Here is an 18,435-nt window from a genome sequence, read left to right on the forward strand (position 1 = left end):
ATGAAAAAACTACTTTACATCGCTTTTTTTTCAATCAGCACATTCTTTTTTATCGCTTGCGGTCCTTACTCTTTTACAGGTGTAACTACTGATGCAGAATCTATTCAAATAGATTTTTTCCCAAATCAAGCCCCTATTGTAGAACCTAGTTTAACACAGCGTTTTACAAACGATTTACAAGATTTATTTACTCGTCAAACCAATCTTACCCTTGTTAGAACTAATGGAGAACTACAATTAAGTGGAGAAATAATAGGATATAGAATTACACCTTTAAGTGGAACATCTAATCAAACTGCTGCACAAAATAGACTTACTGTGACTGTTAATGTACGCTACATTAATACAAAAAATGACAAAGATGATTTTGAGAAATCTTTCTCTTTTTATTCAGATTTTGAAGCAAACGAACAACTTACAGGTTCTGTTTTAGAAAATGCTTTAGATGAAATTATAGAACGAATTACCCAAGACATATTTAATGCTTCTTTAAGTAATTGGGGATAATACTACAAAACATTGAAAATTTTAAAATTTATAGACCTCGTAGAAAAAAAGATTCCAATTCAGCAATTAGAAACTGCTGAGTTAAAATCTGTAGTTGAAGAATTTCCTTATTTTCAATGCGCAAGAGCCATCTATTTAAAAGGACTAAAAAATCAAGATAGTTTTAAATATAACAACGAGCTAAAAGTAACTGCTGCTTATACAACAGACAGAACCGTTTTATTTAATTTTATAACTGCAAAAGATTTCGATTCACATAAAAACGAAAATATCCATAAACAAATAACTTCAAAAATATCTGAAGAAGTTCATGAGAAGCCAATTGTTAAAACCCCTGTAAAAAGAGTCGAAAATCAACCAGAAGAAACATCTGTCATAAAAGAAAAATTAGAAATAGGAAAACCAATTTCATTTTCTTCTGCAGAAAATCATTCATTTCATCAATGGTTGCAATTATCCTCAAAAAAACAAATTATTAGAACCGCAAATAATCAACCCGCAGAAACTTTAAAAAAAGTAGCTATTATTGACAAATTCATTAAAAACAATCCTAAAATAGAGCCTTTATCTAAAGACAAAACGATTACAGTTCCGGTTGAAAAAAACAAACAAGACTCATCTTTAATGACTGAAACTTTAGCAAAAGTTTATTTAGAACAAAAAAAGTATGAAAACGCAATACAAGCTTATAGAATTTTAAGTTTGAAATATCCAGAAAAAAGTGGTTTCTTTGCAGACCAAATTAAAAGAGTACAAATTTTACAAAAAAATAAATCATGAGTTATACAGCATTTTTAATTCTAATTTTGATTGTAGCCATTGCTTTAATCTTAATCGTTATGGTACAAAACCCTAAAGGCGGAGGCTTATCTTCTTCTTTTGGAGGCGGAGGAGCACAATCTTTAGGCGGTGTTCAAAACACTAACAACTTCTTAGACAGAACAACTTGGACATTAGCAATTGCTATGTTTGCATTAATCTTATTAGCAAACTTTGCTATCCCTAGAGATGGAGACAACAATTTTAAGTTAGACAATACTTTAGATGGAATTGAAACAACTACACCAGTAGACACAACAACACCATCAACTAATGATAGCATAAAATAAATCATTATAAAAATATCATAAAAAATGCCAACGAAAATGACACGTTGGCATTTTTTTATACCTCTATTTTACCTTAAGAATTCAATCAAAGAAAAATTGTCAGTTTTAATAAATTGGCATAATTACTGTCTATTTACTAAATGTAAAACATAATTTAATTAATCAAAATTTATAAAAAATGGGATTAAACATTAAACCTTTAGCAGACAGAGTTCTTGTAGAACCTGCTCCAGCAGAAACAAAAACAGCGTCTGGATTAATTATACCAGATAATGCAAAAGAAAAACCTCAAAAAGGGACAGTCGTTGCCATTGGAAATGGTAAAGTAGACGAACCTTTGACTGTAAAAGTTGGTGATACTGTTTTATACGGTAAATATGGTGGAACAGAATTAAAATTAGAAGGAAAAGATTATTTAATGATGCGTGAATCTGATATTCTAGCAATTATTTAAAACGCTATTTGCTTTTGGTTATTCACCTTTAGCAAAAATCAAAAAATAAAATTCATAGTAACTATTTTTAGCTAAAGGCAAACTGCTAATAGTTAAAAACAAAATTAAAAACAATGGCAAAAGATATAAAATTTGATATAGAAGCTAGAGATGGCTTAAAACGTGGAGTTGATGCTTTAGCAAACGCAGTAAAAGTAACCTTAGGCCCAAAAGGAAGAAATGTAATTATCTCTAAATCTTTTGGCGCACCAACGGTAACTAAAGACGGTGTTTCTGTTGCAAAAGAAGTTGAACTTGAAAATGAGCTTGAAAACATGGGGGCTCAAATGGTAAAAGAAGTAGCCTCTAAAACCAATGATTTAGCGGGTGATGGAACAACAACTGCAACAGTACTTGCACAAGCAATTGTAAAAGAAGGATTAAAAAATGTTGCTGCAGGTGCAAATCCAATGGATTTAAAACGCGGAATTGACAAAGCAGTTACTGCAATTGTTGAAGATTTAGAAAAACAAGCTAAAAAAGTTGGTAATTCTTCAGAAAAAATAAAACAAGTTGCTGCAATTTCTGCAAATAACGATAATACAATTGGTGAGTTAATTGCCACTGCTTTTACCAAAGTTGGTAAAGAAGGTGTTATTACTGTTGAGGAAGCAAAAGGAATGGAAACCTATGTTGATGTTGTAGAAGGTATGCAATTTGACAGAGGTTATTTATCTCCTTATTTTGTTACAGATGCAGATAAAATGATTGCTGATTTAGAAAACCCATATATCTTATTATTTGATAAAAAGATTTCTAACTTACAAGAAATTCTTCCAATTTTAGAACCAGTTTCTCAATCTGGAGGACCTTTGTTAATTATTGCCGAAGATGTTGATGGACAAGCATTAGCTACTTTAGTGGTAAATAAATTACGTGGTGGTTTAAAAATTGCAGCTGTAAAAGCTCCTGGTTTTGGAGACAGAAGAAAAGCAATGTTAGAGGATATCGCTATTTTAACTGGAGGAACAGTAATCTCTGAAGAAAGAGGTTTTTCTTTAGAAAATGCAACTTTAGATTTATTAGGAACTGCCGAAGGCATTACTATTGACAAAGACAATACAACTATTGTAAATGGTGCTGGAGATGCTTCTGCAATTAAAGCGAGAGTCAACCAAATTAAAGCACAAATAGAAACGACAACTTCAGATTACGATAAAGAAAAACTACAAGAACGTTTGGCTAAATTAGCTGGAGGTGTTGCTGTTTTATATGTAGGAGCTGCTTCTGAAGTAGAAATGAAAGAGAAAAAAGATAGAGTTGATGATGCTTTACATGCTACAAGAGCTGCTGTTGAAGAAGGTATTGTTGCCGGTGGTGGTGTTGCCTTAGTACGCGCTAAAAAAGTATTAGAAAAAATTACTACAGAAAATTTAGACGAAACTACAGGTGTACAAATTGTGAATAAAGCTATTGAAGCACCTTTAAGAACGATTGTAGAAAATGCAGGAGGTGAAGGATCTGTTGTTATCAACAAAGTTTTAGAAGGTAAAAAAGACTTTGGTTACGATGCTAAATCTGACAAGTATGTAGATATGTTAGAAGCAGGAATCATAGACCCTAAAAAAGTAACACGTGTTGCTTTAGAAAATGCAGCTTCTGTTGCAGGAATGATTCTTACAACTGAATGTGCTTTAATAGATATTAAAGAAGATGCTCCGGCAATGCCTCCAATGGGTGGTGGAATGCCAGGAATGATATAATTCACAAGATTATAAATCTTTAAAAACATCTATTTTTACATAAAAAAATCCGTTAGAGAATTCTAACGGATTTTTTATATTTAATGATTATGATCTTCATGGTTCTCATGAGACTCTGAAACCTTTTTCCTAAGCTTCATCTCACAAACCGGACATTTTCCTTCCTTATCATACGTTTTGTCTTTTTCGCATTCCATAGGGCATTGGTAAACATCTTTTACAGCAACTTTCTTTTTATCAGTATCTACATGTTCTTTTTTAACTTCTTTCTTTTCTGACTTACAAGAGGTGAAAATTATACTTGTAGCAAATACAACTGCTAAAACTATTATTATTTTTTTCATTATTGATTCTTCTTTTGTTTTTTTAATTCGCCTTTATGATTTATGATAATTTCTTCATCTCTGTATTTACAACATGGATGTACAGAGTTGTATGCTTCTTCTGTTGCTACAATTTTCTTATTATCAAAGCCTATAACATCATGTCCTGCTTTTAAAATATTTTTTTGAACTGAAGCCACATCAGTCTTACGCTCATCTAAAATAATATTAAGCTGATGAGTTTGCACATCCCAAACAGCAAACTTTACTCCCTTAGTTTTTAAAGTAGCAGTTTCTATTCTTTTTTTGCACATTCCGCAAATTCCATCTACTTCAAAAGATATTTTAGCGTTTTTTTTCTTTTTTACTTCTTGTGATTGTGTAGAAAATCCAATCAAAAATAAACTAAGTATTAATACTATTTTTTTCATTTTTTATCTATTTAATTTTAAATCGTAATCCTGCATACATAGCACGTCCAAAAATTGGAGAATATACAATTGTACTATCAAAATTGGCTCCAAAAGGATCATCACTTGCTAAAATAGGATTTTTTTGTTGAACATTTGTTAAATTTTCTACACCTGCATACATCTCAAACTTCTTTGAAAATATTTTTGTTACTTGAGAATTCAATAATTGATAAGGTTTAGAATATGCTGATAATTGATATTGAATAGGGTTTGATGTTGTATTTGGCAAACGTTGTTTTCCTATGCTATTAAACGTAACATCAAATTTCCAATGAGAACCACTTTCTTGCACAGGGGTTTCGTAAGAAAGGTTTGCAAAAAATCTATTTTTTGGTTGAATTGGTTTTTGCAAATTCCCCGACTTATAATCTGTAGAAATATCGAAATACTTATAAGCCGTTCTAAAATTAAAAAAAGGTGCAATATTATAATTTACTTCTACCTGAAAACTATTAGCAATACTTTTTCCATCTAAATTATAGAATGAAATTTCTTGTGGATTTTCCCAATCTACAACCACTTGATTCTTAAAATCTGTTCTATAAAAATCAAATGTAATATCTCCTTTTTTCTCAAATAAATTAAATTTCTGCAAATAAGAAACTCCGTAATTCCAAGCAATTTCAGGATTTAAACCATAAATATTTCCACCAACATTATCAATTTTAATCTGTCTAGAACTTGCAAATAATTGTTGGTTTTCAGCAAAAATATTTGCACTTCTTTTTCCTCTACCAAAAGATGCTCTAAAAACACCTTTATCCCAAGGAACATAGCGCAAATGTAATCGTGGTGTGATAAAAGTTCCTAATAAATTATGTGTATCTACACGTAAACCAGCTGTTAAACTAAAATCCTCTAAATTATCAAAAGCATATTCAAAGAAAGCTCCAACAGAATTTTCATTTCTACTAAAATCATTGGCATTTACCAACTCATTATATTTATCGTACGTATAACTTACGCCTGTTTTAAATTTGTTTCTTGTATCTCCAATTATTGAATTAAAAATTAGATTAGAATATACACTTTGGTGTTCAATGTCATACGTTTTCAATCCAAAATAAGAATCTTGTTGATGATTGCTATATGCTAACTGAAATCCAATACTTTGAAAAGGCATTTCCGGAAAAACGTATCCTAATTTAGCAGATGTTTCAAAACGTTTTGTGTCAATTTCACTTCCCCATGCATTGGTGGTTCCTTTATCTAAAGTAGGGTTGAAATTAATTTCTCCTGTTTGTTTTTCATCATTTAAAAAGCGAACATTTATAAAACTAACCCAACCTTTTTCTGCATCAACAAATTGCCAACGATTCATTACATTGATTTGATTTGCTAACGGATTATCAAGAAAATTATCGTTGTTTTTATCAAATTTCTCTCCTCTATAATTCCCATGAATGTATAAACCTGCATGCCATTTATCTGAAATTTTTTGATTAAAATGGGTGTTTACCTCTAGCCTTCCGTTTAATGAACTATAAGCATTTAGAAAAAATTTATTATCGGAAAAAGGTTTCACTAATTCTGCATTTATTTGCCCAGAAATACTTTCATAACCATTTACAACAGAGCCTGCACCTTTGGTAATTTGAATACTTTCTACCCAAGTACCTGGAGTGAATGTTAATCCAAAAGCTTGAGAAGCGCCTCTAACAGAAGGAATATTTTCTTGAGAAATTAACAAATAAGGACTTGTTAGACCTAGCATTTGTATTTGTTTTGTTCCTGTTAAAGCATCTGAAAAACTAACATCTATTGATGGATTTGTTTCAAAACTTTCGGCTAAATTACAACAAGCCGCCTTTAATAACTCATCGGAATTTACCGTAAAAACATTTGCTGTTGCAAAAAAAGATTTCTGTATTGCATTTTGCTTACTTCTAATTGTTACTTCCTCTAATTCACTTTCTGGAGTTATAAAATGATGAATAGGTTTTAAACTGGTAATTGTTAAAGTATCTGTTTTATATCCTAAATAATTAACAATTAACTTCTTATATTCTGGTTTATAATCTATGGTAAACCAACCTTTAGCGTTTGTAATTGCGCTAACATTTGTATTGAGCCAATGTACTGTAACATCAGCAACACCTAAATTATCTTTTGGATTATTTCTATCCATAATCATTCCTTTTAAAGTAGTTTGAGAAAAGATTATGATTGGGATAAATAGTAAAATACTACTTATAATATATTTTTTCATGATATGATTTATTTAATAATTAACATCTTCTTCATTATTAAAAATGAAGTCTAAACTGAATAATTATTAAATAATCAAATTAAAAAAGTTTGGTATAAAACCTGATAATCTAACCGAGTATCTGGTGGAGAAAAGTCTTTATAAAAATTATTTACGGTTGTTGATGCTACAAATAAGTCTTTGTAAGAAAAAACAAACGCGACTAAGAACTGCTCTTTTTCGAAAGTAATCTTCTCTATTTTATTAGACTGAAGTTTATCTTGACCTTCTATTTTATGAACCTCATCTTTACAGCAATTGGTCTTTTTCACTACTTCCTTTGCATCCATTTTCATGCCGCAATCATCTAAATCTCCTACAAAAGATACATCCATTAAAAAATCTCCACAATAATGCTTTTCTACCGTAAAAGAAAAGGTAGAGAAAAGCACTAAAAAGGCTAATGTTATTGATGCTATTTTTGAGAAAAATTGTTTCATTTCTACCGCAAATTTACAATAAGAAATTTAAAAAATATGTTAAATTATCTATTGCTTAACTTTTGATAATAAAAAGCGGGTAACAAAAGCAATAAAAACAAAGGATGAATTATAAATCTTCTTATATAAAAAACTAATAAATAGCCATTTTGTAATTGATCTCTTAATAAAAGCATGAATGCAATTATTAAAATCATAAATGCCAGCATTAAAAAAAAACCTGAAAATTTTAAATAATCTACCCTTTCAAACAAAACCCAAATAATCCCTAAAGAAATTAAAGAATTAATTACATATCTAAAGAGCATATCTATCATTAAATGCCAAGTGTTGATATGAGGAATCTTGGTATATAAATAATCGTTTTTAAAATATTCTATCAAAGGATCATAAAATAATTCAGCAGAATATGCTCTTACTAAAAACAGCAATAGCACAAGAAACAGAAGCAAAATTATTTTAATGTATTTGTTCATTTTTTATAGTTAGAAAATTTATTAACCCAAATAACCCACAATAAAAATACAGCTCCATAAATAATTGCAGGAAACACCAAATTATGGAGCAATTCCTGTTGATCAGGATATTTATAAAGCATTATAGTTAAAAAAGCAATTCTTAAAACATTGATAATATAAATAAAAAGGCTTCCAAAAAAAGAAAACAAGATGGTCGCTTTTATAGAACCCGCAAAGGCAACAATAAATGAGATAAATAAAATAATAATACTTATAGAATTACAGCCCTCTATAACTCTAGCTGTATATTGGTTTTCAATTAACAACTTTACAGATAGTTCTTTATCGTGCTGTATAGAATCTGCATAGTATCCTATCATTTCTAAAAAATCTACAGTATGTTCTGCTACTTTTGTAGTTATAGAAGCCGTTTGAAATCCGTTTTCTTTTTCTTGAGAGTTTTGTAAGTAAACTGCATAAATTGCGAACAAAATAAAATAGGTGGTAAAAAACTTGATCAGAAAAACGACTATATTTTTATGTTTTTTCACAATAGAATTTAATTTAGTTTTGCAAACTATTTATACAACGAATATACAAAAATGAATATACAAACTTTACAAAAAGAAATAGATGCAATTATTGCAAATAAAACATCATCTAAAGAAATAAAACTACAAGCTATTTGTGATCTATTAGAGAAAAAAGTTTCTTATTATGATTGGGTTGGGTTTTATTTTAAAAATGGAAATAAAAATGAACTAAAGCTTGCTCAATACACAGGGGAAGAAACAGAGCATACAATCATTCCTTTTGGTAAAGGAATTTGCGGACAAGTAGCTGTTAGTAATGAAAATTTTGTGGTACAAGACGTTTCTGCACAAGACAATTATATTTCTTGCGGATGGAAAGTAAAGTCTGAAATCGTAGTTCCTATTTTTGTAAATGGAGAAAATATTGGTCAAATAGATATTGATTCTCATACTGCAAATACATTTTCATCAAAAGACGAGAAGCTTTTAGAGTGTATTTGTCAAGAAATATCAAAGATTCTTTAATTTTATTGACTTATATCTATCTTTTCATTAAATTTGATGAATATAATATAATTTTGAATCATCAAATTTTAGAGTAATGAGAAACCAAGAATCAACAGCTACATTTTCTTCAAGCAACTTAGAATCTAATCGTTCAACAAAAAAAGAATCTATTTTAGATCAATTTATTGTTTGGTTTAGGGATTTCTTGGACAATGCTGAGTAGGTTCTTAAAAGAAGAATTTTATTTTAAATTTTGTTGTTAATTACTTACTCTTTTTGTTACTATCTTTTTATTGTGTCTCATAATTGGTTTCACTAGCTTTGCGTGCTTAACAACACAACACTAAATGAGCACTTCAAAAACAATTAAATCCGCATTAATTTCGGTATTTCACAAAGATGGTTTAGGACCAATTGTAAAAAAACTAAACGATTTAAACGTAACCATATACTCTACAGGAGGAACGGAAAAATTTATTAAAGAATTAGGAATAAATGTTATTCCTGTTGATGAAGTAACATCTTACCCATCAATTTTAGGAGGAAGAGTTAAAACCTTACATCCAAAAGTTTTTGGAGGAATTTTAAACAGACAAGATAACGAAAGTGATATTGCTGAATTGGCAGAATACAACATTCCACAAATAGATTTGGTAATTGTAGATTTATATCCGTTTGAAAAAACAGTAGCTTCTGGAGCTTCTGAACAAGACATTGTAGAGAAAATTGATATCGGTGGTATCTCATTAATTAGAGCTGCTGCAAAGAACTTTAAAGATACTTTTACTGTTTCTTCAATGGATCAGTATGATGATTTTCTAGAAATATTATCAGCAAATAATGGTACTACCTCTATAGAACAAAGAAAAAAGTTTGCTGCTAAATCTTTTAACATTTCATCACATTACGATACCGCAATCTTCAACTACTTTAACGTAGATGAAGAACCCGCTTTAAAAATAAGTGAAACCAACGCAACGGTTTTACGTTATGGAGAAAACCCACATCAAAAAGGATTTTTCTTTGGTGATTTAGAGTCGATATTTGATAAACTTCATGGAAAAGAATTAAGTTACAATAACTTGTTAGATGTAGATGCTGCCGTAAATTTAATGGCAGAATTTAAAGGAGAAGCTCCAACTTTTGCTATTTTAAAACACAATAATGCTTGTGGATTTGCACAAAGAGAAACAATAAGACAAGCTTATATAGATGCTTTAGCAGGAGATCCTGTTTCTGCGTTTGGAGGAATTTTAATAGCAAACACAGAAATAGACGTAGCAACTTCAGAAGAAATTCATAAATTATTTTGTGAAGTAGTAATCGCTCCAAGTTATTCTGAAGAAGCATTAGTTATTTTAAAAGGAAAGAAAAATAGAATTATATTAATTCAGAAAGAAGTTGCTTTACCAAAAACAACAGTTAGAACTTGTTTAAATGGTAACTTAGTTCAAGATAAAGATAATATTACAGATAAATTAGAAGATTTAAAATATGTAACCAACAATAAACCTTCTAAAAATGAGTTAGAAGACTTGTTATTTGCTTCTAAACTGTGTAAGAACACAAAATCTAACACTATTATTTTAGTAAAAAACAAACAATTATTAGCTGGGGGAACAGGACAAACAAGTAGAGTTGACGCATTAAACCAAGCTATAGAAAAAGCAAAATCTTTTCATTTTGATTTAAACGGATCTGTAATGGCAAGTGATGCCTTTTTTCCTTTTCCAGATTGTGTAGAAATAGCAGATAAAGCTGGTGTAAAAAGCGTTATTCAACCAGGAGGTTCAATTAAAGATCAACTAAGTATAGATTACTGTAATTTAAACGATTTATCTATGGTTATGACAGGGACAAGACATTTTAAACATTAATTAATTATATGTAATTTACAATCAGAAATTTAGTAAATTTGTATAATTACACTAAAGTAAAAATAACAGAAATATTTTATGGGTTTTTTCGATTTTATGACAGAGGATATTGCTATCGATTTAGGAACTGCAAATACCTTAATAATTCACAACGGTAAGGTGGTTATAGACAGCCCCTCTATTGTTGCTAGGGATAGAATGACTGGAAAAATCATTGCAATTGGTAAAGAAGCTAATTTAATGCAAGGAAAAACCCATGAAAATATAAAAACTATTCGTCCGTTAAAAGACGGGGTCATTGCTGATTTTCAAGCATCAGAAGAAATGATTAAGGAATTTGTAAAACAAATTCCCTCAATTAAAAAGAAACTATTTCCACCAGCTTTAAGAATGGTAATTTGTATCCCTTCAGGAATTACAGAGGTAGAAAAACGTGCTGTTAGAGATTCTGCAAAACACATGAATGCCAAAGAAATCTACCTGATTTATGAGCCAATGGCAGCCTCAATTGGTGTAGGAATTGATATCATGGAACCAAAAGGAAATATGATTATAGACATAGGTGGAGGTACCACAGAAATTGCTGTAATTGCTTTAGGTGGTATTGTTTGTGATCAATCTGTAAAAGTTGCTGGAGATTTATTTACCAACGACATTATGTACTATATGCGTACTCAGCACAATTTACATGTTGGTGAAACTACTGCCGAAAAAATAAAAATACAAATAGGTGCAGCTACAGAAGACTTGGATTCTCCTCCAGAAGAAATGCTGGTACAAGGAAGAGATTTATTAAGCGGAAAGCCTAAGCAAGTACAAGTTTCTTTTAGAGAAATAGCTAAAGCTTTAGACAAATCTATTCTAAGAATTGAAGATGCTGTTATGGAAACCTTATCAAAAACTCCTCCAGAATTAGCTGCAGATATTTATAATTCAGGAATTTATTTAGCTGGAGGCGGCTCTATGTTACGTGGTTTAGACAAACGTTTGTCTAGAAAAACAGATTTACCCGTTTATGTAGCAGAAGACCCTTTGCGAGCTGTAGTTAGAGGAACTGGAATTGCCTTAAAAGAACTAAACAAATACAAAAACGTTTTAATGAAATAAAACTTTAAGTTCTAAATAAAACAATGCAACAACTTTTTTACTTTTTTCAGAAGTTTAAATATTTTCTGTTTTTTTTAATGTTGCAATTTATTGCGATGACTCTAACATTTAACAATCTTAACTTCCATAAAAGTAAGTTTGTAAATTCTGCCAACTCAATTACTGGAGGTATTTATTATAAAATTTCTAATTTTTCTGAATATATGAGCTTAAAATCTGAGAATGAGATTTTAGCTAAAGAAAATACTCGTCTTAAAAACTTGATAGAAAAAAACAACTCGGTTGTTTTAGAGAAGGATTCATTATTTACTAAAACAACATATCAACAAAAATACACCTATACAAATGCTAAAATAATCAAGAATGATTATACAACTGCATTTAACTTTTTGCTATTAAATAAAGGTAAAAACCAAGGTATAGAAAAAGAAATGGCCGTAATTAACAGTAAAGGTATTATTGGAATTACGGAAAATTCTTCTGATAAATATACAAGAGTTCAATCTATTTTAAATAAGAATAGTAGAATAAATGCTCGAATAAAAAACAACACTTTTTATTACGGAACTCTAAAATGGGATGGTAAAGACTACAATACAATTCAATTACATGATATTCCAAGGCAAGCACCTTTAAAAATTGGTGACACTATTGAAACCGGTGGAAAATCTACCATTTTCCCTGAAGGAATTTTAATTGGTACAATTTCTAAAGTAAACCATGGGAATTCTGCAGAAAACAAAGTTGACATTAAGCTTTTTAATGATATGAGTAATTTAGGTTATGTTTATATAATTAAAAATTTATATAAAAAAGAAATACAATCACTAGAAAACATAGAAGATGAATAAACCTTTTCAATTTATACTTCTATTTTTTTTCTTGTTATTCTTACAAGTCTCTGTATTAAATAACATTCATTTTTTAGGCTACGTAAATCCGTACCTATACATTAGTTTTGTCTTCTTTTACCCTTTAAAAGAAAATAGATTTCCTTTTCTATTGGCTAGTTTTATATTAGGGCTTTCTGTAGATTTTTTCTCTGATTCAGGAGGAATTCATGCTTTTTCTATTTTAACAATTGCATTTATAAGATTGTTTTTTATAAAAATTTACTTTAGAAAAACCTCTACAGATTATCCTTTTTTTAACTTACATTCAGAGAGTTTTGGCAAAGTTTTCAACTATGTAACAACTTTAACAGTCATTCATCACTTTATCTTATTTTCTTTTGCTAATTTTAGTTTTCAAAATATATCACACGTATTATTAAACACTCTTTATTCTAGTATTTTTACGTTGATACTATTCTTTTTAGGAACATATATTTTTACTAAAAACCAATAATGAAAAGAAGTTTTTTACTTTATTTTTTAATTACAATTATAGGAGTTTTATTTATTGGTAGATTATTTCAGCTTCAAATAATAAAAGGGGCTAATTATGACCCAATACATAATGCTGCCGTAAAAACAGTGTACGATTATCCAGAACGCGGTTATATATATGATAGAAATGGCAAACTCTTGGTTGCAAATCAACTTTCATACGATGTAATGATACAACCGAACCAAGTAAAACCATTAGATACTTTAGAGTTTTGTAAGCTTTTAAAAATAGACAAAGCAGACTTCTTAAAAAGATACAAAAAGGCAAAACATTACGCAAGTTACTTGCCTTCAGTTTTTTTAAAACAACTAGCCAAAGAAGATTTTGCCTATCTACAAGAAAAACTTCATAAATATAAAGGATTTTATATTCAAAAAAGAATTATTCGAGATTACCCAATAAAAGCTGCATCCAATGTTTTAGGCTATATTGGAGAAGTAAATGAAGTTTTAGCGAAAAAAAACAACTATTACGAACAAGGTGAATTAATAGGTAAAGATGGTGTAGAAGTTGAGTATGAAGAATACCTACGCGGTAGAAAAGGAAAAAAATACCTACACAGAAACCGATTTAATAAAGTTACCGGTTCATACCGAAATGGAGAAATAGATACATTACCTGTAAATGGAAAAGATCTAACCTTAACATTAGATATCGATTTACAAGCTTATGCTCAAAAATTAATGTCCGGAAAAAGAGGTGGTATTGTTGCCATAGAACCCTCAACAGGAGAAATATTAGCTTTAGTAACCGCTCCGTCGTACGACCCAAATATGTTGGTTGGTAGAATGCGTTCTAAAAACTCTGTGCTTCTTTTTAGAGATTCTATTAGTAAACCTGCTTACGATCGAGGTTTATTAGCAACCTATGCTCCAGGTTCTCCATTTAAAATGATGAATGCTTTAATTGGTTTACAAGAAAAAGTAATTACAGAACATACTAGCTTTAAATGCTACAATGGCTTCAGATATGGAAATAGACCTAATGAATTTATGGGATGTCATTGTGGAATTTACGGAAAACCCATTCAACTAAAAACAGCCATTGCAAAATCTTGTAATACTTACTTTTCAAACACTTATAAAAGAATCGTAGAACACAATAACAATCCATCAGAAGGGTTAGATATTTGGAAAAAACATATCAGTAGTTTTGGCTTAGGAAATTATTTAGGCTATGACTTACCAGCTGGGAGCCCAGGCTTAATTCCAGATGGAAAATATTACGATTCTCGATACAAATACACTTGGAATGGTTCTACAACAATTTCTAATGCAATAGGACAAGGAGAGGTGTTAACTACCCCTATTCAATTAGCAAATTTTACAGCAGCAATTGCAAATAGAGGTTATTTTTACACTCCTCATATTGTAAAAAAAATTGATAATACTCCTATTAACAATCCAAACTTTACCATTAAAAAACAAACTACAATAGACAAAGAAAATTTCAATCCAGTTATTGAAGCAATGTCAGAAGTTTTTAAAACAGGAACAGGAAAATGGAGTCAAGTAAAGGGAATTGAAATTTGTGGAAAAACAGGAACTGCAGAGAACTTCATAAGAGTAAACGGCATCAAAGAACAATTAGAAGATCATTCCATTTTGGTTGCGTTTGCACCAAAAGACAATCCTAAAATAGCAATAGCTGTTTTTGTAGAAAATGGAGGTTTTGGATCTACTATAGCCGCTCCAATTACAAGCTTATTGATTGAAAAATATATTAATGGAAAAATATCTAAAGCAAATAAGTACAGAGAAACAAACATGTTAAAAATAAGTTTGCAAGCTATTTACGATAAACAAATACCAAAACCTCAAGAACTTGAGACAGGAACAAAATAATATTTTTGCAGGGATAGATTGGATATTAGTTTTTTTATTCTTCTTTCTAGTTGGCTTTGGTTGGCTAAACATTTATGCTGCATCTAAAACAGATACCTCTACAGAACTAATTAGTTTTTCAACTAAATACGGAAAACAATTAATATTTATTTGTTTAACAATTCCTTTAATAATTATAATTCTCTTTTTTAATTCTAAGTTTTATGAAAGATATGCAAGTGTTTTTTACGTTTTAGCCATCTTTTCATTACTTCTTTTATTCCCCTTTGGTAAAGAGATTAATGGCGCAAAATCATGGTTTAATTTTGGAGTACTAGGCCTACAACCCTCTGAGTTCGTAAAGGCTTTTACAGCATTGGCTGTTGCCAAACTACTAAGTGACAGACAATACAATTTAGGATTAATTAAAAATCAAATAAAAGCTTTTTTTATTATTTTCTTACCTGCAATTTTAATTACATTACAGCCAGATGCCGGTTCTGCACTTATTTACCTTTCATTCTTCTTTGTCTTAAATCGAGAAGGACTAACACTTAATTATATCTTATTTGGTTCTGCTTTTATTGTTTTATTTATTTTAACCATTTTCTTTGGAACAAATTGGATGCTTTTTTCAATGTTTAGCATCATTTCTATCTTTGTTTTTTATGCTATTTATAAAGGAGGAAAAAGATTTTTACGTTTCAACTGGCATAAAATTATTGGAATTTACTTAATAGTTGGCTTATTTATTATAGGAACTGGATACACTTATAATAATATCTTTAAACAGCACCATAGAGATCGTTTTGAAGTTTTATTAGGATTAAAAGTTGACAATAAAAATATTGGTTACAATTCGTATCAATCTGAATTAACAATAAGTTCGGGAGGATGGTTTGGAAAAGGCTTCCTAAAAGGAGATATTACACAAGGAGATTTTGTACCAGAACAACATACCGATTACATTTTTAGTACAGTAGGTGAAGAATGGGGATTTATTGGTAGTAGTTTCGTCATCATCTTATTTATGCTGATGCTTTTTAGAATTATTTATTTAGCAGAAACACATGCTAATAAATTTGGAAGGATTTATGGTTATGGATTGGCTTCCATTTTGTTTTTTCATTTAATTGTAAACATCGGAATGGTAATAGGATTATTACCTACCGTAGGTATTCCCCTACCCTTTTTTAGTTATGGTGGTTCTTCTCTTTGGGGATTCACAATCCTTCTTTTTATTTTTATCAGATTGGATGCTCATAAGAATTATGATTGGTAAAAAATAAAATGCTTTTGCTTTAGACTTCTAATTTCTTGTAATAGATACAAAGTAAACTTTAAATACTTATATCAAAAAATGGTATCATTTATCCCAATGTGATTTACAGCATTAATTTGGTTAGATAAAGTCTTCACCTATAATGAAATTCAAGCTTTATAAAATTTAAGCACAAAAAAAGCTCTGAATAAATTCAGAGCTTTTAAATATTTTAAAAAATAAAATCTTACAATGCAGCAACGTGCTTTGTTAATTTAGATTTTAAGTTTGCAGCTTTATTTTTATGAATAATATTATTCTTTGCTAATTTATCTAACATAGAAATAACATTTCCTAACTTTCCTTCTGCTTCCTTCTTATCTTCAACAGTACGTAAATCTCTTACAGCATTACGTGTAGTTTTATGCTGATATTTGTTACGTAGTCTTTTAGATTCGTTACTTCTAATTCTTTTTAATGCTGACTTATGATTTGCCATAATTCTTAATTTATTAGTTTTTTTATTAAAACTTGTAGTCCGTACGGGAATCGAACCCGTGTTACATGGATGAAAACCATGCGTCCTAACCCCTAGACGAACGGACCATAACAACTAAAATATCTCTCAATTGCGGGTGCAAATATACAACGTTTTTTAAATTCTGCAATAAATTTTAAAAAAAATTTACTTTTTTTTACAAAATTAATACGCCTTAGCAAAAAACACTCTTTTTGAAGAAGGTTTTCCTGTAAAAACACAAACACCTAATTCCTCTTTTGCATCGTTAGGAATACACCTAATAGTTGCTTTTGTAAGCTCTTTAATCTTATCTTCTGTTGCTTCTGTACCATCCCAATGAGCAGAAACAAAACCACCTTTATTTTCTATTGCGTCTTTAAATTCATCAAAAGTTGTTACTTCTGTTGTATGCGCCGCTCTAAAATCAATCGCTTTTTTAAATAAATTCTCTTGAATTTCTTCTAATAAATTTGCCACCACTTCAACAACGTTATCTTGAGAATAAGTTTGTTTTTCTAAAGTATCTCTTCTTGCTACTTCTACAGTATTATTTTCTAAATCACGATTTCCAATAGCAATTCTTACCGGAACTCCTTTTAACTCATACTCTGCAAATTTAGCACCTGGTCTAAAAGTATCTCTAGTATCAAACTTAACAGAAATGCCTTTTTCACGTAATTCTTTTACAATTACATTTACTTTTTTAGAAATAGCCTCTAATTGGTCTTCACCTTTATAAATAGGTACAATTGCCACTTGAATAGGTGCCAATTTAGGAGGTAAAACTAACCCTAAATCATCTGAATGCGTCATAATTAACCCACCAATCAAACGAGTAGAAACTCCCCAAGAAGTTGCCCAAACATATTCTTGCTTTCCTTCTTTAGATGTAAACTTAACATCAAAAGCCTTAGCAAAATTCTGCCCTAAAAAATGACTTGTTCCTGCTTGTAAAGCTTTTCCATCTTGCATCAAAGCTTCAATAGTATAGGTGTCTTCTGCACCTGCAAAACGTTCGCTATCAGATTTCACTCCTTTAATTACTGGCATTGCCATAAAATTTTCTGCAAAAGTTGCATACACATCCTGCATCTGTCTAGATTCTGTTACCGCTTCTGATTTCGTTGCATGAGCCGTATGCCCTTCTTGCCATAAAAATTCTGCAGTTCTTAAAAATAAACGTGTACGCATTTCCCAACGAACCACATTTGCCCATTGATTTATTAATAATGGTAAATCTCTATAAGATTGAATCCAACCTTTATAAGTATTCCAAATAATTGCCTCAGATGTTGGTCTAACTACTAATTCTTCTTCTAATTTAGCTTCAGGGTCTACTCTTAATTTTCCTGGTCGATCAGGGTCATTTTGTAAACGATAATGTGTAACTACCGCACATTCTTTAGCGAAACCCTCTGCGTTTTTTTCTTCAGCTTCAAATAAACTTTTAGGAACAAAAAGCGGGAAATAAGCATTTTCATGACCTGTTTCTTTAAACATTCTATCTAATTCTGCTTGCATTTTCTCCCAAATTGCATATCCGTACGGTTTTATAACCATACAACCTCTTACTGCAGAATTTTCGGCTAAATCAGCTTTTACAACTAATTCATTATACCATTTGGAATAATCTTCTGCTCTTTTAGTTAACTTCTTGCTCATCA

General features: G+C 30.1%; 21 protein-coding genes and 1 tRNA gene. 13 read left to right on the forward strand and 9 right to left on the reverse strand.

The window, feature by feature from the left end:
• From MC378_RS08265 to groL, 5 genes are all read left to right on the forward strand, one after another.
• The gene (locus tag MC378_RS08265) at positions 1-507 is read left to right on the forward strand and encodes an LptE family protein (protein WP_242178290.1); all 507 of its coding nucleotides are present in this window, start codon (positions 1-3) and stop codon (positions 505-507) included.
• A gap of 12 nt (positions 508-519) precedes the next feature.
• Positions 520-1,287: a hypothetical protein gene (locus MC378_RS08270; protein ID WP_242178291.1), complete on the forward strand. Its 768-nt coding sequence runs from the start codon at positions 520-522 to the stop codon at positions 1,285-1,287.
• Positions 1,284-1,616 carry a preprotein translocase subunit SecG gene (gene secG / locus MC378_RS08275; protein WP_242178292.1) on the forward strand — a complete coding sequence of 111 codons (333 nt, stop codon included), beginning with the start codon at positions 1,284-1,286 and terminating at the stop codon, positions 1,614-1,616. The genes MC378_RS08270 and secG overlap by 4 nt, the downstream gene beginning before the upstream one ends.
• Positions 1,617-1,794: 178 nt before the next feature.
• Positions 1,795-2,070, forward strand: coding sequence for a co-chaperone GroES (locus MC378_RS08280; protein ID WP_242178293.1), 276 nt, complete (start codon positions 1,795-1,797; stop codon positions 2,068-2,070).
• Positions 2,071-2,183: 113 nt separating this feature from the next.
• Positions 2,184-3,812: a chaperonin GroEL gene (gene groL, locus MC378_RS08285; RefSeq protein ID WP_242178294.1), complete on the forward strand. Its 1,629-nt coding sequence runs from the start codon at positions 2,184-2,186 to the stop codon at positions 3,810-3,812.
• Between the two features lie 80 nt (positions 3,813-3,892).
• Here the strand turns inward: groL and MC378_RS08290 are convergent, their stop codons facing one another.
• The 6 genes from MC378_RS08290 to xrtF all read right to left on the reverse strand — a co-directional run bounded on the left by MC378_RS08290 (position 3,893) and on the right by xrtF (position 8,305).
• Positions 3,893-4,156 (reverse strand): heavy metal-binding domain-containing protein, encoded by a 264-nt coding sequence (locus MC378_RS08290; protein ID WP_242178295.1) that lies wholly within the window; start codon positions 4,154-4,156, stop codon positions 3,893-3,895.
• Entirely contained in the window at positions 4,156-4,566 is a 411-nt protein-coding gene (locus MC378_RS08295) for a heavy-metal-associated domain-containing protein (protein ID WP_242178296.1), read from the reverse strand. Before MC378_RS08295 ends, MC378_RS08290 begins: the two co-directional genes overlap by 1 nt.
• A 7-nt stretch (positions 4,567-4,573) precedes the next feature.
• Entirely contained in the window at positions 4,574-6,817 is a 2,244-nt protein-coding gene (locus tag MC378_RS08300) for a TonB-dependent receptor (protein ID WP_242178297.1), read from the reverse strand.
• 74 nt (positions 6,818-6,891) lie between these two features.
• Positions 6,892-7,296: an HYC_CC_PP family protein gene (locus tag MC378_RS08305; RefSeq protein ID WP_242178298.1), complete on the reverse strand. Its 405-nt coding sequence runs from the start codon at positions 7,294-7,296 to the stop codon at positions 6,892-6,894.
• Between the two features lie 44 nt (positions 7,297-7,340).
• Positions 7,341-7,772 carry an exosortase F system-associated membrane protein gene (locus MC378_RS08310; protein WP_242178299.1) on the reverse strand — a complete coding sequence of 144 codons (432 nt, stop codon included), beginning with the start codon at positions 7,770-7,772 and terminating at the stop codon, positions 7,341-7,343.
• Positions 7,769-8,305 (reverse strand): exosortase family protein XrtF, encoded by a 537-nt coding sequence (gene xrtF / locus MC378_RS08315; RefSeq protein ID WP_338048447.1) that lies wholly within the window; start codon positions 8,303-8,305, stop codon positions 7,769-7,771. Before xrtF ends, MC378_RS08310 begins: the two co-directional genes overlap by 4 nt.
• A 51-nt stretch (positions 8,306-8,356) precedes the next feature.
• On the opposite strand from xrtF, the gene MC378_RS08320 reads away from it, so the two are divergent.
• The 8 genes from MC378_RS08320 (at position 8,357) to rodA (ending at position 16,272) form a co-directional block, all read left to right on the forward strand.
• On the forward strand, positions 8,357-8,812 hold the full coding sequence (locus MC378_RS08320) for a GAF domain-containing protein (RefSeq protein WP_242178301.1): 456 nt from the start codon (positions 8,357-8,359) through the stop codon (positions 8,810-8,812).
• A 76-nt stretch (positions 8,813-8,888) separates the two neighbouring features.
• A complete protein-coding gene (locus MC378_RS08325) occupies positions 8,889-9,017 on the forward strand; it encodes a phosphoribosylaminoimidazolecarboxamide formyltransferase (RefSeq protein WP_242178302.1) in 129 nt (42 codons plus the stop codon).
• Positions 9,018-9,141: 124 nt separating this feature from the next.
• Positions 9,142-10,671 carry a bifunctional phosphoribosylaminoimidazolecarboxamide formyltransferase/IMP cyclohydrolase gene (gene purH, locus MC378_RS08330; protein WP_242178303.1) on the forward strand — a complete coding sequence of 510 codons (1,530 nt, stop codon included), beginning with the start codon at positions 9,142-9,144 and terminating at the stop codon, positions 10,669-10,671.
• A gap of 78 nt (positions 10,672-10,749) precedes the next feature.
• Positions 10,750-11,778, forward strand: coding sequence for a rod shape-determining protein (locus MC378_RS08335; RefSeq protein ID WP_242178304.1), 1,029 nt, complete (start codon positions 10,750-10,752; stop codon positions 11,776-11,778).
• Positions 11,779-11,801: 23 nt separating this feature from the next.
• A complete protein-coding gene (mreC, locus tag MC378_RS08340; RefSeq protein WP_242178305.1) occupies positions 11,802-12,629 on the forward strand; it encodes a rod shape-determining protein MreC in 828 nt (275 codons plus the stop codon).
• The gene (mreD, locus tag MC378_RS08345) at positions 12,622-13,125 is read left to right on the forward strand and encodes a rod shape-determining protein MreD (RefSeq protein WP_242178306.1); all 504 of its coding nucleotides are present in this window, start codon (positions 12,622-12,624) and stop codon (positions 13,123-13,125) included. The genes mreC and mreD overlap by 8 nt, the downstream gene beginning before the upstream one ends.
• The gene (gene mrdA / locus MC378_RS08350) at positions 13,125-15,011 is read left to right on the forward strand and encodes a penicillin-binding protein 2 (RefSeq protein WP_242178307.1); all 1,887 of its coding nucleotides are present in this window, start codon (positions 13,125-13,127) and stop codon (positions 15,009-15,011) included. The genes mreD and mrdA overlap by 1 nt, the downstream gene beginning before the upstream one ends.
• The gene (gene rodA, locus MC378_RS08355; RefSeq protein ID WP_242178308.1) at positions 14,992-16,272 is read left to right on the forward strand and encodes a rod shape-determining protein RodA; all 1,281 of its coding nucleotides are present in this window, start codon (positions 14,992-14,994) and stop codon (positions 16,270-16,272) included. The genes mrdA and rodA overlap by 20 nt, the downstream gene beginning before the upstream one ends.
• Before the next feature lie 226 nt (positions 16,273-16,498).
• Here the strand turns inward: rodA and rpsT are convergent, their stop codons facing one another.
• The 3 genes from rpsT to proS form a co-directional block, all read right to left on the reverse strand.
• The gene (rpsT, locus tag MC378_RS08360) at positions 16,499-16,750 is read right to left on the reverse strand and encodes a 30S ribosomal protein S20 (RefSeq protein WP_242178309.1); all 252 of its coding nucleotides are present in this window, start codon (positions 16,748-16,750) and stop codon (positions 16,499-16,501) included.
• Positions 16,751-16,785: 35 nt separating this feature from the next.
• Positions 16,786-16,857 (reverse strand) — tRNA-Glu (locus tag MC378_RS08365).
• 97 nt (positions 16,858-16,954) lie between these two features.
• Complete coding sequence (proS, locus tag MC378_RS08370) at positions 16,955-18,433, reverse strand: proline--tRNA ligase (RefSeq protein ID WP_242178310.1); 1,479 nt, start codon at positions 18,431-18,433, stop codon at positions 16,955-16,957.
• Positions 18,434-18,435 lie beyond the last annotated feature (2 nt).

Origin of the sequence: Polaribacter marinus (assembly GCF_022662535.1) — a bacterium.
In the GTDB taxonomy this organism is placed as follows: domain Bacteria; phylum Bacteroidota; class Bacteroidia; order Flavobacteriales; family Flavobacteriaceae; genus Polaribacter; species Polaribacter marinus.

What these genes read in the sequence shown, in the direction of transcription:
- proS (WP_242178310.1), bottom strand. Translation starts at nt 18,433, where the DNA reads ATGAGCAAGAAGTTAACTAAAAGAGCAGAAGATTATTCCAAATGGTAT.
- secG (WP_242178292.1), top strand. Translation starts at nt 1,284, where the DNA reads ATGAGTTATACAGCATTTTTAATTCTAATTTTGATTGTAGCCATTGCT.
- MC378_RS08320 (WP_242178301.1), top strand. Translation starts at nt 8,357, where the DNA reads ATGAATATACAAACTTTACAAAAAGAAATAGATGCAATTATTGCAAAT.
- MC378_RS08290 (WP_242178295.1), bottom strand. Translation starts at nt 4,156, where the DNA reads ATGAAAAAAATAATAATAGTTTTAGCAGTTGTATTTGCTACAAGTATA.
- mrdA (WP_242178307.1), top strand. Translation starts at nt 13,125, where the DNA reads ATGAAAAGAAGTTTTTTACTTTATTTTTTAATTACAATTATAGGAGTT.
- mreD (WP_242178306.1), top strand. Translation starts at nt 12,622, where the DNA reads ATGAATAAACCTTTTCAATTTATACTTCTATTTTTTTTCTTGTTATTC.
- MC378_RS08305 (WP_242178298.1), bottom strand. Translation starts at nt 7,296, where the DNA reads ATGAAACAATTTTTCTCAAAAATAGCATCAATAACATTAGCCTTTTTA.
- MC378_RS08335 (WP_242178304.1), top strand. Translation starts at nt 10,750, where the DNA reads ATGGGTTTTTTCGATTTTATGACAGAGGATATTGCTATCGATTTAGGA.
- MC378_RS08300 (WP_242178297.1), bottom strand. Translation starts at nt 6,817, where the DNA reads ATGAAAAAATATATTATAAGTAGTATTTTACTATTTATCCCAATCATA.
- rpsT (WP_242178309.1), bottom strand. Translation starts at nt 16,750, where the DNA reads ATGGCAAATCATAAGTCAGCATTAAAAAGAATTAGAAGTAACGAATCT.
- MC378_RS08280 (WP_242178293.1), top strand. Translation starts at nt 1,795, where the DNA reads ATGGGATTAAACATTAAACCTTTAGCAGACAGAGTTCTTGTAGAACCT.
- purH (WP_242178303.1), top strand. Translation starts at nt 9,142, where the DNA reads ATGAGCACTTCAAAAACAATTAAATCCGCATTAATTTCGGTATTTCAC.
- groL (WP_242178294.1), top strand. Translation starts at nt 2,184, where the DNA reads ATGGCAAAAGATATAAAATTTGATATAGAAGCTAGAGATGGCTTAAAA.
- MC378_RS08295 (WP_242178296.1), bottom strand. Translation starts at nt 4,566, where the DNA reads ATGAAAAAAATAGTATTAATACTTAGTTTATTTTTGATTGGATTTTCT.
- MC378_RS08325 (WP_242178302.1), top strand. Translation starts at nt 8,889, where the DNA reads ATGAGAAACCAAGAATCAACAGCTACATTTTCTTCAAGCAACTTAGAA.
- MC378_RS08310 (WP_242178299.1), bottom strand. Translation starts at nt 7,772, where the DNA reads ATGAACAAATACATTAAAATAATTTTGCTTCTGTTTCTTGTGCTATTG.
- mreC (WP_242178305.1), top strand. Translation starts at nt 11,802, where the DNA reads ATGCAACAACTTTTTTACTTTTTTCAGAAGTTTAAATATTTTCTGTTT.
- MC378_RS08265 (WP_242178290.1), top strand. Translation starts at nt 1, where the DNA reads ATGAAAAAACTACTTTACATCGCTTTTTTTTCAATCAGCACATTCTTT.